Annotated in this window: 14 protein-coding genes; 6 read left to right on the forward strand and 8 right to left on the reverse strand. The window is 62.1% G+C overall.

Annotated elements, in window-relative coordinates:
• Positions 1-17: 17 nt before the first annotated feature.
• Positions 18-1,040, forward strand: a complete 1,023-nt coding sequence (locus J9788_RS23755; RefSeq protein ID WP_182265366.1) for a type IV pilus twitching motility protein PilT — start codon at positions 18-20, stop codon at positions 1,038-1,040.
• Here the strand turns inward: J9788_RS23755 and ruvX are convergent.
• The 6 genes from ruvX to J9788_RS23785 form a co-directional block, all read right to left on the reverse strand.
• Entirely contained in the window at positions 1,037-1,459 is a 423-nt protein-coding gene (ruvX, locus tag J9788_RS23760; protein ID WP_015379046.1) for a Holliday junction resolvase RuvX, read from the reverse strand. The genes J9788_RS23755 and ruvX overlap by 4 nt on opposite strands.
• A complete protein-coding gene (locus tag J9788_RS23765; RefSeq protein WP_004937452.1) occupies positions 1,459-2,022 on the reverse strand; it encodes a YqgE/AlgH family protein in 564 nt (187 codons plus the stop codon). Before J9788_RS23765 ends, ruvX begins: the two co-directional genes overlap by 1 nt.
• A gap of 147 nt (positions 2,023-2,169) precedes the next feature.
• A complete protein-coding gene (gene gshB, locus J9788_RS23770) occupies positions 2,170-3,120 on the reverse strand; it encodes a glutathione synthase (protein WP_033651325.1) in 951 nt (316 codons plus the stop codon).
• A 10-nt stretch (positions 3,121-3,130) separates the two neighbouring features.
• On the reverse strand, positions 3,131-3,862 hold the full coding sequence (rsmE, locus tag J9788_RS23775; protein WP_025304244.1) for a 16S rRNA (uracil(1498)-N(3))-methyltransferase: 732 nt from the start codon (positions 3,860-3,862) through the stop codon (positions 3,131-3,133).
• Between the two features lie 69 nt (positions 3,863-3,931).
• On the reverse strand, positions 3,932-4,627 hold the full coding sequence (gene endA, locus J9788_RS23780) for a deoxyribonuclease I (protein ID WP_025304243.1): 696 nt from the start codon (positions 4,625-4,627) through the stop codon (positions 3,932-3,934).
• Positions 4,628-4,728: 101 nt separating this feature from the next.
• Positions 4,729-5,241 (reverse strand): SprT family zinc-dependent metalloprotease, encoded by a 513-nt coding sequence (locus tag J9788_RS23785; RefSeq protein WP_164057073.1) that lies wholly within the window; start codon positions 5,239-5,241, stop codon positions 4,729-4,731.
• 349 nt (positions 5,242-5,590) lie between these two features.
• On the opposite strand from J9788_RS23785, the gene fumA reads away from it, so the two are divergent.
• Positions 5,591-7,237: a class I fumarate hydratase FumA gene (gene fumA, locus J9788_RS23790; protein WP_094143170.1), complete on the forward strand. Its 1,647-nt coding sequence runs from the start codon at positions 5,591-5,593 to the stop codon at positions 7,235-7,237.
• A 151-nt stretch (positions 7,238-7,388) separates the two neighbouring features.
• Positions 7,389-8,255, forward strand: coding sequence for a helix-turn-helix domain-containing protein (locus J9788_RS23795; protein WP_182265365.1), 867 nt, complete (start codon positions 7,389-7,391; stop codon positions 8,253-8,255).
• Here the strand turns inward: J9788_RS23795 and J9788_RS23800 are convergent.
• The gene (locus J9788_RS23800; RefSeq protein ID WP_046897325.1) at positions 8,179-9,231 is read right to left on the reverse strand and encodes an XdhC family protein; all 1,053 of its coding nucleotides are present in this window, start codon (positions 9,229-9,231) and stop codon (positions 8,179-8,181) included. The genes J9788_RS23795 and J9788_RS23800 overlap by 77 nt on opposite strands.
• 8 nt (positions 9,232-9,239) lie before the next feature.
• Complete coding sequence (locus J9788_RS23805; RefSeq protein ID WP_182265364.1) at positions 9,240-9,824, reverse strand: NTP transferase domain-containing protein; 585 nt, start codon at positions 9,822-9,824, stop codon at positions 9,240-9,242.
• 208 nt (positions 9,825-10,032) lie between these two features.
• Here J9788_RS23805 and J9788_RS23810 point away from each other — a divergent pair, with 208 nt between their 5' ends.
• From J9788_RS23810 to J9788_RS23820, 3 genes are read left to right on the forward strand one after another with little or no spacing between them, the layout of a single operon-like run.
• Complete coding sequence (locus J9788_RS23810) at positions 10,033-12,822, forward strand: xanthine dehydrogenase family protein molybdopterin-binding subunit (protein ID WP_182265363.1); 2,790 nt, start codon at positions 10,033-10,035, stop codon at positions 12,820-12,822.
• Positions 12,819-13,373 (forward strand): (2Fe-2S)-binding protein, encoded by a 555-nt coding sequence (locus J9788_RS23815; RefSeq protein ID WP_004937484.1) that lies wholly within the window; start codon positions 12,819-12,821, stop codon positions 13,371-13,373. Before J9788_RS23810 ends, J9788_RS23815 begins: the two co-directional genes overlap by 4 nt.
• Positions 13,370-14,605: a cytochrome c gene (locus J9788_RS23820; RefSeq protein WP_182265362.1), complete on the forward strand. Its 1,236-nt coding sequence runs from the start codon at positions 13,370-13,372 to the stop codon at positions 14,603-14,605. Before J9788_RS23815 ends, J9788_RS23820 begins: the two co-directional genes overlap by 4 nt.
• Positions 14,606-14,627: the final 22 nt, after the last annotated feature.

A 14,627-nucleotide genomic window follows, 5' to 3' on the forward strand; every position in this document is an offset into this window, starting at 1 on the left:
TGACCCGGGAGAGTGATATGGATATCGATGAATTCGTGGCCCTTAGTGTAAAGCATAATGCTTCCGATCTGCACCTTTGTGCCGGTCATCCGCCGATGTTGCGCATCGACGGTGAACTGCAGCCGCTGGCGGCGGCGCCAACGCTGACGGCGCAAGGCGCGCAGGCCCTCTGCGATGGATTGCTGAATGCGCAGCAGCGCGAGAGCCTGCGGCGGCTGGGGCAGGTCGATCTGGCGTTGCACAGGCCGAGCGGGGAGCGGTTGCGCGCCAACGTTTTTCAACAAAGCGCGGGGATTTCTCTTGCGTTGCGGCGTATCGCCGGGCAATCGCCTTCGCTTGCCGAGCTGGCGGCGCCGGCCATCGTCCCGGCGCTGCTGCGGCGCGCCGACGGATTGATCCTGGTCACCGGCGCCACCGGCAGCGGCAAGTCCACCACGCTGGCGGCGATGATCGACGAGATCAACCGGCACCAGCAGCGGCATATTTTGACGCTGGAAGATCCGATCGAGTTCCTGCACCGCAGCCGGCGATCGCTGATCCAGCAGCGGGAGATCGGCCGCGACAGCCACAGCTTCGATGCGGCGTTGCGCGCCGCGCTGCGCGAAGATCCGGATGTGATCCTGCTGGGCGAGCTGCGCGATACCGCCACCATCCGGCTGGCGCTCACTGCGGCGGAGACCGGCCACCTGGTGCTGGCGACGCTGCACACCCGCAGCGCGCCGCAGGCGGTGGAACGGCTGGTGGACGTGTTTCCGGCGGAAGAGAAACCCTATGTGCGCGCCCAGCTGGCGGGCAGCCTGCAAGCGGTGATCGCGCAAAAGCTGATGAGGCGCCCCGGCGGCGGACGAGTGGCGATCTTTGAAGTGCTGACGGCGACGGCGGCGGTCAGCAACCTGATCCGTGAAGGGAAAACGCATCAGTTGGCGAGCGTGTTGCAAACCGGCGCGCAGTCTGGCATGCAAACCTTTGAGCAAGGTTTGCAGCAGCGGATCGACGCCGGTGTGTTGGGGGACTGCGCGGGGGAGGGAACGGGCGTTTAGCCCAGCTGCCGTTCGAACCAGCTTTCGAGGATAACCACCGCGGAGGCGGAATCCACGCTGCCTTTATCAAGCGCGCGGAAGCCGCCGCGATCGAACAGGTTGGCGCGCGCCTCCACGGTGCTCAGACGCTCGTCATGCAGATCGATCTGGATGCCGAAGCGGCCGTGCAGGCGGTTGGCGAACTTGCGCGCCTGGGCGGTAACAGGCTGTTCGGTGCCGTCCATGTTCAGCGGCAGGCCGACCACCACCAAATCCGGCTGCCACTCCTTCAGCAGTTTTTCGATTTTCAGCCAGTCCGGCGAACCGTCCTGCGCTTTGAAAGCCGGCAGGGCGCGGGCGCTGCCGGTCAACTCCTGGCCAACGGCCGCGCCGATGCTTTTGGTGCCAAAGTCGAAGGCGATAATGGTGCGGTTACTCATCAGGCGTGTCCTGCGTGGTTGGCGATGCTGCGAATGTCGATACCCAAAAGGTTCCCCGCCTCGCGCCAGCGGCTGGCGATCGGCGTGCGGAACAAAATGTCGGTGTTGGCTTCGATGGTCAGCCAGGCGTTTTCCAATACTTCCTGCTCCAACTGGCCCTTTTCCCAACCCGCATAACCCAGCGCCACCAGCACGTCGTCCGGTTGCTCCGGCGTGCCGAGCGTTTCCAGCACGTCTTTCGAGGTGGTGATCATGGTGTTGGGGGAAATTTGAATGCTGGCGCCAAAGCCGTGGCGCGGCGTATGCAGGATAAATCCGCGATCGTCCGCCAGGGGGCCGCCGGCGAACACCGGCTTGTCCAGGCTGATGGCCGGATCGCGCGCAGGCGGCATGATCTTCAGCTTGCTCAGCACCGTGGCTACCGTGAACTGCTCCACCGGTTTATTGATCACCAAACCCATGGCGCCTTCTTCATTGTGCTCGCAAATGTAAATCACCGAGCGCTTGAAGCGAGGATCCTGCAGCGTTGGCATGGCGATCAGAAAATGGTGCTGTAAATTCATGGCGTTAGTATAAGGTAATCAATGGGTGAGAAAATAAACAGCCGCCAGTATGCGGCTATACCCGCCGCCTTTCAAGCCGCTGCCGGAAAGGCGGGTTTTGGCGGGCGCGATACAGGATAGCGGGCGGCATGCCGCCCGCATGACGCATTACTTCGCCGCCAGGCGCTTTTCAATGGCGTCCATCAGCATGCCGGTAATCGAAATCGGGAATGCCGCTTCGATCTCTCGCGCACAGGTTGGGCTGGTGACGTTGATTTCGGTCAGGCGATCGCCGATCACGTCCAGGCCGACGAAGATCAGCCCTTTCTCTTTCAGCGTCGGGGCGACGGCGCGGGCGATTTTCCAGTCGCTTTCGCTCAGCGGGCGCGCTTCGCCGCGGCCGCCGGCCGCCAGGTTGCCGCGGGTCTCACCCTGCGCCGGAATGCGCGCCAGGCAGTAAGGCACCGGCTCGCCGTCCACCACCAGGATGCGCTTGTCGCCGTCCTTGATCGCCGGCAGGAAGTTCTGCGCCATGCAGAAACGGCTGCCGTGTTCGGTCAGGGTTTCGATGATCACCGACAGGTTAGGATCGTCCTGCTTCACGCGGAAGATAGACGCGCCGCCCATGCCGTCCAGCGGTTTCAGGATGATGTCGCCGTGCTGCTGGTGGAATTTGCGGATGTGCGCGGCGCTGCGGCTAACCAGCGTATCCGGCGTCAGTTCCGAAAACCAGGCGGTGAACAGCTTCTCGTTGCAGTCGCGCAGGCTTTGCGGCTTGTTGACCACCAGCGTGCCTTTGACTTCGGCGCGTTCCAGAATGTAGGTCGCGTAGATGTATTCGGTATCGAACGGCGGATCCTTGCGCATCAGGATCACGTCCAGATCGTGCAGCGCCAGATCCTGCTCGGCGCCGAAGCTGAACCAGCTCTCCTTGTCTTCCTTCACGCTCAGCAGGCGGGTGCGGGCGCGCCCGTCGCCGGCATGCAGATAGAGATCGTTCATCTCCATGTAGTGCAATTCGTAACCGCGGCGCTGCGCTTCGAGCAGCATGGCGAAGCTGGTGTCTTTCTTGATGTTGATGGAATCGATAGGGTCCATCACGATGCCGAGCTTAATCATCTTTTCTCCTTTAACCCAGGTCGCCGAAGCGGACCTGCAGAGCGGTAATGGCGGTGAGCGCTGTGGTTTCGGTACGCAGAACGCGTGGTCCCAGCAGAATATCAGTAAATCCGTGGTCGGTGGTCATGGCGATTTCGTCAGCGGACAAACCGCCTTCCGGGCCGATCAGCAGGCGAACGCGATCCACCGGCTGCGGCAACGTGTTGATGCTGTGGCTGGCGCGCGGGTGCAGGTTGAGTTTCAGGCTGCCGTCCTGCTCGGCGCACCAGGCCTCCAGCGACATCGCCTCGCGGATTTCGGGAATGCGGTTGCGGCCGCACTGTTCGCAGGCGGCGATGGCGATCTTCTGCCATTGTTGGATTTTCTTCGCCAGACGCTCGCCGTCCAACTTGACGCCGCAGCGCTCGGAAAACAGCGGGGTGATGACGTTGACGCCCAGCTCGATGGATTTCTGGATGGTGAACTCCATCTTCTCGCCGCGCGAGATCACCTGGCCCAGATGCAGGTTGAGCGGCGATTCGATGTCCTCCACGCGGCCGTCGCCGAGGCGCACCAGCACGCTCTTTTTGTCCACCCGGACTATCTCGGCGTCGAACACCTGGTTGCTGCCGTCGAACAGCTGCAGCGCCTGGCCGGCGCTCATGCGCAGCACGCGCCCGACGTGGTTGGCGGCGTCCTCACTGAGGGCGATCTCCGCCCGGTCGGTCAACGGCTGCGGATGGTAAATGCGGGGTATGCGCATGGGTAGTCTGATCCTGACGAAACGGCGCCGCGGGTTGGCGGCGCCATGAAAGATAAAGGCTATAGTAGGTTAGCTTTTCCGCTGCTGACAAGCCTGTTGAATATAGGGGTTGTGGTTGCCCTGCACCTTGGCGATACGTGCTTCACGCTGACATTCCCATTGGCTCACCGGATATTGCCGGTTCCACACCTCGAACAGCTGGGTTTGCTGGCGTGACAGCCGCAGCTGGTAGCGATCGCGCATGTAGAAGTAGGTGCGGGCAATGGCGCCGCGGGCGCGGGCGGGCGGCTCCGCCTGTTTATTCTTGAAGTCCACCTTCATTGGGCACTGCCCGTATTGGCCTGCGCCGCCGTTCCATTGGCTGTACATGAAGTTGTTGCGGTCGCCGTTCACTTCGCCGATCGCCGGCTGCAGGTTGTGCAGATCGGTTTCTATCTGGCGATAGGTGGCGTCCTTATTGCAGTTTTTGCGTCCGCCGTCTTGCCAGCACTGCAGTTGGTGGCCGAACTGCCAGGCCGGCACCACGTGTTCCCACTCGATGCGCTGCGCGCGCTGGGCGTTTTTACGCACCTGATAGCCGCAGCCGGCGAGATCCGGAATGCCCTTCTTGCCTTGCCAGTCGATGCGGCAGCCGCAGTAAAAGCTGCCCGGCGCATCCTGGTTAATCTTGGCCGCCGCCGCTTTGGCCTGAGAGAAGTTATTGATGCCGTGCGCCTGTACGGCGCCTGCGGCGAAAACCGCCATAAACAAAATTCTGCGAAGCATATTCCAAAACAGCTCAAAATTGGAAAAGCAGGCAGGGTAACGGAACTTGCCGGCAGTGGCAAATGGCGATATTTGCTTGTTTTAACGTATAAATCGTTTAACTAAAGGTTCTCGCTAGCAAGAAATTTCAGTTTTTCGCCGCACCGGCGGCAGCGGTATTCGCTTTCGCCGCGCAGCACGCGGTTATGGCGGCGAATGGTGAGCGGGTGCTGCCCACAGGCGCAGCGGTAGGGGAAGGTCTTGCTTTGCACCGAGGCGGTTTCGAAACGGTGAGTGCGGCTGGCGGGCGTCAGCAGCACGCTTTCCATCATCCAGCGCCATTCGCGGCCGTGCGGCGCCACCCGGCCGAATTGGCGAAACACCAGCAGGTGCGCCAGTTCGTGCGGCACCACTTCATCGATAAACGGCTGTTGGTTTTCCAGCAGCAGCACCGGGTTCAGGCGGATTTCCCAGCTTTGCAGCCAGGCGGTGCCCGCGCTGGTGCCGCGTTGCTGATAGACGATGCTGGGTTCGGGGAACTCGACGGCAAAATGCTGGCGGGCCAACTGCAGCTTTTCTCGCAGGCAGCGCATCACCGCTTGTTGCAGCGCGATGGGGATTCTCGGTTTGTTCATTGCGGCTAGCTTAAGCAATGGCGCGGCGGCTGACAATACGCACCGGCGCAAATCGCATCCGGCGCTTTTTCGCCACATTGATAAAGCGATCGCCACCGATGGATTGTAATCAATGTGTTAACTGCGGGATAATAAAGCGTGCATGATGAGCCTGTACCCGCAGTTCTCACCGAGCAGGGTTGAAATGCCGCCTGTGGCAATCCCTTACGCAAAGAGCGGTTATTTTGCGATTTGGCGCAATAACTGACTGATTAAAAATACGTAAGGTGAAGGCAGTTTTTTGACAAGGCGCCGCCTCGCGCGCCGCAAGTGTGAATTTAACGCAGCTGATGTTGCAAGTGAGAGATCAATGTCGAATAAACCGTTCCACTATCAAGATCCGTTCCCACTGAAGAAAGACGATACCGACTATTACCTGCTGAGCCGCGACCACGTTTCCGTGAGCGAGTTTGAAGGCCAGGAAATACTGAAAGTTGCCCCTGAAGCGTTAACCCTGCTTGCCCAGCATGCGTTCCACGACGCGTCGTTCATGCTGCGCCCGGCGCACCAACAGCAGGTGGCCGATATCCTCAAAGATCCGGACGCCAGCGAAAACGACAAGTACGTTGCGCTGCAATTTCTGCGTAACTCAGAAATCGCCGCCAAGGGTATTTTACCGACCTGCCAGGACACCGGCACGGCGATCATCGTCGGCAAAAAGGGCCAGCGCGTCTGGACCGGCGGCGGCGATGAAGAAGCGTTGTCGCGTGGGGTCTACAACACCTACATCGAAGAGAACCTGCGCTATTCGCAGAACGCCGCGCTGGATATGTACAAAGAGGTCAATACCGGCAGCAACCTGCCGGCGCAGATCGATCTCTACAGCGTGGACGGCGAAGAGTACAAGTTCCTGTGCATCGCCAAGGGCGGCGGCTCCGCCAACAAAACCTATCTGTATCAGGAAACCAAGGCGCTGCTGTCGCCGGGCAAGCTGAAAAACTACCTGGTCGACAAGATGCGCACGCTGGGCACTGCGGCCTGCCCGCCGTACCACGTGGCGTTCGTCATCGGCGGCACCTCGGCGGAAGCGACGCTGAAAACCGTCAAACTGGCCTCGACCAAGTATTACGATGGTCTGCCGACCGAAGGCAACGAGCATGGTCAGGCGTTCCGCGATCTGGAACTCGAAGCGGAACTGCTGCAAGAAGCGCAGAACCTGGGGTTGGGCGCACAGTTCGGCGGCAAATACTTCGCGCACGATATCCGCGTCGTGCGTCTGCCGCGTCATGGCGCCTCCTGCCCGGTCGGCATGGGCGTTTCCTGTTCGGCGGACCGCAACATCAAAGGCAAGATTAACCGCGACGGCATCTGGCTGGAAAAACTGGAGCACAATCCGGGTAAATTCATTCCTCAGGAGCTGCGCCAGGCCGGGGAAGGCGAGGCGATCAAGGTCGATCTCAACCGTCCGATGGCCGAGATCCTCAAACAGCTGTCGCAGTACCCGGTTTCCACCCGCCTGTCGCTGAGCGGCACCATCATCGTTGGCCGCGATATCGCGCACGCCAAGCTGAAAGAGCGCCTGGATCGCGGTGAAGGCTTGCCGCAGTACGTCAAGGATCACCCGATCTACTACGCCGGCCCGGCTAAAACGCCGGAAGGCTATGCGTCCGGTTCCTTGGGGCCGACCACCGCCGGGCGTATGGATTCCTACGTCGATCTGCTGCAATCTCACGGCGGCAGCATGATCATGCTGGCGAAAGGCAACCGCAGCCAGCAGGTGACGGATGCCTGCCACAAGCACGGCGGCTTCTACCTCGGCAGCATCGGCGGCCCGGCGGCGGTGCTGGCGCAGCAGAGCATCAAGAGCCTGGAGTGCGTGGAGTACCCTGAATTGGGCATGGAAGCGATCTGGAAAATCGAAGTGGAAGATTTCCCGGCGTTTATCCTGGTGGATGACAAAGGCAATGACTTCTTCCAGAAGATCCAGGCCGGCCAATGCGCCAGCTGCCTGAAATAAGCGTTGCCCCCTTCGCCGCCCGCGGGCGGTGAAGGGGGACTGTGTAAAGTCCTGTAGCTTGCTGGACGGCGAGTTTTAACCTGTATACCCTACGCGGATAGCACTAAAATTCGACTAATGGAATATCGGCAACATAAGGTTCGGCAAGCACATGGGTACGCAGGAAAGTCACATCAGGGAATTGCTGGTCTGGATTGAAGACAACCTGACCAATCCGCTGTCGTTGGATATCGTTTCCGCCAAGTCAGGCTATACGAAATGGTACCTGCAGCGCATGTTCAAGAAGCAGACCGGATTATCGTTAGCTTCCTACATTCGCGCTCGCCGCCTCTACCTCGCCGCCTTCGCCTTGCGTTTCACGCAGAAGAGCATTTTGGACATTTCGGTTGAATATCAATTCGATAATCAGCAGACGTTCTCGCGCTGTTTCAAGAAACATTTCGCCGAGTCGCCCAGCGTTTATCGTCATGCCCGCAAACAGGACTTCAGCAATCTGGTGCGTTCGCTGGCGGCCAGCCAGCCCGGCGATATTGAGGTCGAACGCGTCAGCATCGCCAGAGGGCAGTACGCTTTTCACGGCAAGCAATATGCGTACCATCTGGATATCGAGAATCTGGATAAGTCGCACCTGCCGCTGAGCAGCGCGCTACGGGCGCAGTTTTACACCTTGTTGGGCGAGCGCCCGACGCAAACCTATTCGTTTACCCAACTGGTGCCGGACGGCGAGCGGGTCAGGGTCGACTATACCCTGGGCGTGACGACGGACTATCCGCTGCGTGAAGGCGTGGCGTTGGAGCCGCTGCCGGAGATCCACGGTGAGTTTTGCCGTTTTCGCTATTCCGGCAAGCCGGTGGCGCTCAATGATCACATCATTAAAATTTACACGCAGGTGCTGCCCGAAATGGGGCTGGCCCGCGGTGACGGGCCGGACATGACGGTGTTCAGCTATTCGCTGAGCGGGAAAGAGGAGCTGCATCTGGAGCTGCAGCATCTGGTGCCGGTGGTGCCGTTGCACTGATCCCGTCGGCGGCCGGTCGCCGGTTTTTCTGCTGCACGATCGCCGCCATCACCGCCAGGGCGATCTCCGCCGGGGTTTTGCTGCCCAGCGGCAGGCCGATCGGCGCATGAATGCGTTCCAACTCCTGCGGTGTGAATTCGGCAATCTGCTGCAACCGCTGGCGCCGCCGCGCGCTGTTTCTCAGCGATCCCATGGCGCCGATGTAAAACGCCGGAGTGTGGATCGCTTCCATCAGCGTCAGATCGTCCATACGCGGATCGTGGGTCAGCGCCACGACGGCGGTATTGGCGTGGCAACCGCCGTCCTCAATGAACTTGGCCGGAAACTGGCGCAGCAGCGTCACGCCCGGTTTTAACTCGGCGGCGAAGTTATCCAGCGCCTCCGGGCGATTCTCGCAAACCAGCACCTCAAACCCCAGCGCCACGGCGAAATCGGCGCAGTACAGCGCCACGCTGGACAGCCCGGCGATCAGCAGGCGCGGCGCGGCCGCGATATGCAGCGTGATCTGCTCGAGCCGGCGTTCCACCTGGGTGGCGCTGGTGAAATGACTCTGCTCGAGGCTGTGGCAGGCGTTGGGCAGCGTCAGGCGTTTGAGCAACGCGTGATGCCCTTCCAGCGCGCCGGCGATGCGTTGCAGGTAAGCGACGCTGGCTTCTCCCGCCGGCAGATACTCGATCAGCACGTCCAGCACGCCGCCGCACGGCAGCGCCACGTTGGGTGTCATACCGCCTTCGCCGTAACGGATCACCTGGCTGGCCGCCTGATACTCCCCGGCGGCCACGCGGCGCAGGAAGTCCTCCTCCACGCACCCGCCCGACAATGAGCCGCTGTAGCGGCCGTCGCGGGTCGCCGCCATCAGCGCGCCCGGCGAGCGCGGCGAAGAACCATAGGTGCTGAGGACGGTGCATAACCAGACCGGCTGGTGTTGCAGCCAGCTTATCGCCTGGCTGACCACGGTGACATCAAGATGTTGCATAGGTGAATTTACTCGCTGGCCGGGAGTTGCGATGGAAGATCAATATCCCGCACGACGCCGGGGTGCTCAAGCGGCAGCAGGTGGACTGCCGCGCCTTGCAGCAGTCCACGCGCGCCATTATCGCCGCGCAGTTGGCAAAGTGGTTTGCGCAATCGGGCGGAAAAGCCGACCGGGTGACCGGGCTGTTGCGCATAGCTGGGGCGTACGATCGCGTGTTGCCGTAAGGCGCTCGCCACCTGCCGGAAGACATCGGCGCTGACGAACGGCATATCGGCCAGATGGATCAGCCAGCCTTGCCAGTGCGGCGTGGCCGCAACGCCTGCGGCGATCGAGTCGCCGAGGCCCGCGCTGGCGAGCAGGGTAACCGGCACCTGGTTGGCGGCGCAGGCTGCCAGCACCGGCAGATTATCCGGACGGGTCACCACCTGCACCGGCAGCTCGGAAGCCAGCGCCTGGCGCAGGGTGTGTTCGAACAGCGAACGCCGCTCGCCCGCCGCATCGGCAAACCCGGCGTTCAGTTTGTTGCCCTGGCCGCCGGCCCGAATAAAGCGCTCCCCGCGTCCGGCGGCGGTAATAATGATGCCCGTGATCATGGTTCAAGCCCGCGTTTGCGCAAATTATTTATTAGCGTACAAACCTTATGTGTTTTGCAAATGTTTTTTTGTTGAAAACAGCCTGTTAATCATCACATAATTTTAGTTATAAGCATATGCTTATGACGTCTACGGCAAGGTCGTCAGCGTTTGCGCAACAACACCGCGAACAAAAACCAATTACAAGAAAGACGTGAAGGACTTATTTATGAGCAATTTCAACCCGTCGCGGCGTCGCTTTATCAAAAGCGCCGTGATTGCGGGGGTATCCGTGTACCTCGCGCCCCTGTACAGCCGCGCCTACGCCGCGCTGTTCGAGCAAAAAATCCTCCAGTCGCCCAATTGGGATCCGCAGGCCAAGCGCGTGCGTTTCCGTATCGACGGCCGCGCCAAGGTCATGGGGCAGAAGGTGTTCGCGCGCGACATCCGCGCGGTGGACATGCCGCACTGGCCGCAGAAACAGGCGCACGCCTTCATTCTGCGCGTGACCAAGGCCGACCGGTTGTTCGAAGGGGTCGAGCTGTCGCTGTTGGGGGACGATCTGCAGCCGGATCGCCTGGTGACGGCGGAAGATCTGGCGCGCGACGGCCTGGCCTTTCCGGCGTTCTACGGTGACGACATGCTGCTGCCGAGCGGCAAAACCCCGGCCTACCTAGGCCAGGCGGTGGCGATCCTGATCTATCACGACTTCGCCCGTTTCCGCTTCGCCAAGGACAAGCTGAAATTCCGTGAGGAAACCATCAAATACGGCGCGGTCACCGGCCCGCTGGAGCGCGATCCCTGGGGCAGTTTCCGTTACGTGCGGGTGGGGGGAGAACAGCCGTTCGACGACGATCGCTTCTCCAGCCTGAAGGATACGCCGATCTTCCCGGTATCGATGAAAAAACATCTGCCGGTGTGGCCGGAAGGGCGCGAGGGCGGCAAGCTGGATCAGGAAGGCATGCGCTATGCGGGCCTGATCGCCGACGAGTTGGCGAATCCGCCGGCCGACTGGCTGGTAATGTCGCGCCGCTACACCACGCAGTCGATCGACACCTCGGCGCTGGAGCCGGACAACGCCAATGGCTGGTTCGACGCGCAGACGCAAACCCTGCATCTGGTGGTGCCGACTCAGTCGCCGCAGGAAGTGGCCGACGAGATGCCGCGCATGCTGGCCAAGCGCAATCCGCCGGTGAAACAGCTGATCCTGCACCCGTGCTACACCGTGGGCTACGGCTCGAAAGACCACTACAACTTCCCGTATTACGGCGCGGTGGCGGCGATGTACGGCGACGGCCACCCGGTGCGCCTGGCCAACGATCGCTTCGAACAGTTCCAGACGGCGCTGAAGCGCCACGCGTTCGACATGAACTACCGCATCGCGGTGAATAAGCAGACCGGCGTCATGCAGTCGTTCCTCGGTGACATGACGGCGGACGGCGGCGGCCGCAGCAACTTCACCCCTTCGGTGGTGATGGTCGGCGCGACCGCCGCCCAGTCGATTTACTACTTCCCGAAAAGCGATCTGTCGTCGGTCGGGCTGGCCTCACGCGCCATCGATGCCGGCTCGGCGCGCGGTTACGGCACGCTACAGAGCATGGCCGCCACCGAGATGATGGTGGATGAGCTGGCCGCCGAGCTGAAGATCGACCCGATCGAGTTTCGCCTGCGCAACGTGCTGAAATCCGGCATGAAAAACACCCAGGGGGCGATCCCGGCCGGTGCGATCCGCGCTGATGAAGTGCTGGAGAAGGCGGCGAAGCACGAGATGTGGCTCAAGCGCGCCGAACGCAAGGCCGAGTTTGAGAGCCGCCATCCCGGCAAGCGCTATGGCGTCGGCTTCGGCTGCGTGCAGAAAGACTTCGGCACCGGGGCGGAAACCTCGTTCGCCCGGGTGGAGCTGAGCGAAGACGGCCGCATCACCCTGCATCACAGCGGCGCGGAGATGGGCACCGGCATGTCGACCTCGCAGTCGGTATTGTGCGCGCAGTGGCTGGGCAAACCGGCCGACGAAGCGCACTTCTCGGTCACCGACTGGTCGGTATTGCCGATGGTCACCAGCGGCGATCCTTACCTGATGTCGCAGGAAGAGCAGGATAAGCTGCAAACCAACCCCAACTGGACGCCGAGCTACTGTTCGCCGTCGAGCGCCAGCAACTCGGCCTATTACTTCTCGCACAGCACCCGCGAAGCGGCGCGCCGGATCTTCGATCACGGCCTGTGGCCGGCGGCGATGGCGCTGTGGCAGGCCGGTATCGGCGGCGGCCAGGCGGCGCCGCTGGTGGTGCGGCGCGAAGATGCGCGTTGGGTCGAAGGCGGCCTGACGGCGGCGGGCATGTCGGTGCTGAGCCTCGAGCTGCTGGCCAAGACGGCTTATCAGATGGGCGGCGTCACCGGCGCGGCGGTGCATGTGTTCAACCGCTGGCAGTGGGCGGAGGCCGATTTCACGTTGAACGGCAAAAGCGAACGCCTGCCGGTCGACGGCATGGCGCTGCGCAACGCCGGCGGCGAATTCAAACCGCTGGCGCGCGGGCAGGTCTATTATCCGCCGACCCAGCGCAACAATGCGGCGGTGACCTACTACAGTGCCGTCGGCACGCTGGCGGAAGTGGCGGTGGATATCGCCACCGGCCAGGTGGAGTTGCTGAATCACCACTCGATCATGGAGTGTGGCAACCTGATCGTGCCGGAACTGGTTTCCGGCCAGCTGCAGGGCGGGCTGGCGATGGGCATCGGCCATGCGCTGCACGAATATTTACCGCTGTACGAAGACGGCCCGGGCAACGGCACCTGGAACTTCAACCGTTACCACCTGCCGCGCGCCAGCGACGTGGCGGTATGGAAACAGAGCGGCGACATCCTGCCGGCGCTGTCGGAAACCGATCCGCCGAAAGGCATGGCGGAAGTGGTGATGATCCCGATCGTGGCCGCGCTGGTCAACGCCATTGCCGACGCCACCGGCCACCGTTTCCGTGATTTGCCCGTTCGTGCAGAAAATATTCGTGAGGTATTACAATGAGCATTAAAACCCAGCCGATTTCCCTGACCATCAACGAGAAACAGTACGGCCCGATCGAGGTGCCGGAAGGCTTGATGATGATCGATTTCCTGCACGAGTATCTCGATTTGACCGGTTCGCGCCTCGGTTGCGGGCAGGGCATTTGCCACGCCTGCGTGGCGATTGTCGATCACCCGAGCGGCACCAGCGAAGAGGTGCGCACCTGCATCACCGGCGCGCATTTCTTCAACGGCAAGAAAGTGCGCACCGTCGAAGGCCACGCCAGGGTGGACGAACAGGGGGAGGTGGTTGAGCTGTCGCCGATCCAGCAGGCGTTTCTGGAGCACTACAGCTTCCAGTGCGGCTACTGCACGCCGGGCTTCGTCAACGCCGCCACCATTTTCGTGGAAAAGCTCAAGCGTGAGCCGATCGCCCGCGAGCAGCTGGAGAACGCTATCGAGCAGGCGCTGGACAGCCACATCTGCCGCTGCACCGGCTACGTGCGCTACTACGAAGCGGTGCGCGACGTGGTACTGAAAACGCCGGGCCTGCTGAAGGAGACGGCGCAATGAAAAAACGTCTCGCAGTGTTGATTGTGCTGGTGGCGATCGTGGTGATTGCGCTGCTGTGGTGGCGGGAAAACCGCCGTTACGATGGCCCGGTGCAGCAGGTGACCGCCAGCGCCGAACAGATCGCGCGCGGCCGCTATCTGGCGCAGGCCGCCGACTGCGCCGCCTGCCATACCGCCAGCGGCGGGGCGCCGTTGGCCGGCGGCTATCCGCTGGACACGCCGTTCGGCACGATTTACGGCAGCAACCTGACGCCGTCGGCCGATCACGGCATCGGGCGCTGGAGCAAGGACGACTTCTTCCTGGCGCTGACGCAGGGCGTGGCGCCGGGCGGGCGCCACCTGTATCCGGCGATGCCTTACACCTCGTACAAGGGCATTTCGCGTCAGGACGCCGATGATATCTATGCTTACCTGATGACGCGTCCGGCGGTAGACGTGGCCATTCCGGCCAACGAGATGCCGTTCCCGTTCAACCAGCGCATGGCGCTGATCGGCTGGAATCTGCTGTTCCGTAGCCAGGATCCGCTGCCGGCCAGTTCGCAGGGCAGCTCGCCGCAATGGCAGCGCGGCCGCTATCTGGCCGACGTGCTGGGCCACTGTGGCGAATGTCACACGCCGCGCGGCGCGCTGGGGCAGATGGATCTCGGCAAACCGATGCAGGGCGGCGATCTCGGCCGCTTTATGGCGCCGGACATTACGCCGCATGGCCTGGCGCAGCGCGGCTGGACGCCGCAGGACGTCAGCCGCTTCCTCAGCACCGGCCTTGCGCCGCAGGGTTCGGCCTTCAGTGAGATGCATATGGTGGCGGATCTCAGCACCCGTCATTTGACGCCGGAAGACCATCAGGCGCTGGCGCTGTATCTGATGGGGGAGCAGCCGCCGGCGGCGGTGCCGGTGAAAATGGGGCAGGGCAGCGATGCCGGGCGCATGACCTATCTGGATCAGTGCGCCGGCTGCCATGCGCGCGAAGGCGAGGGCAAACCGCACGTCGCACCGGCGATGCGCGATAACGCCACGCTGCGCCAGGCGGACGGCAAGAACCTGATCGTGTCGGTGCTGGACGGCCTGCCGGCCCAGCAGTTCCCGAACGGTGAAAGCATGCAGAGCATGCCGGGCTTCGGCGAGCGTCTGAGCGATGCCGACGTGGCGGAACTGGTAAACTACCTGCGGGTGACCTGGGGCGGTTTGCCGGCGGACGTCACCGCCGAACAGGTGAAAGCGCTGCGCAAGTAAGCGGCGTTCAGGCGAAAAAAAT

Origin of the sequence: Serratia sp. X10 (assembly GCF_017811775.1) — a bacterium.
In the GTDB taxonomy this organism is placed as follows: Bacteria; Pseudomonadota; Gammaproteobacteria; order Enterobacterales; family Enterobacteriaceae; genus Serratia; species Serratia ureilytica.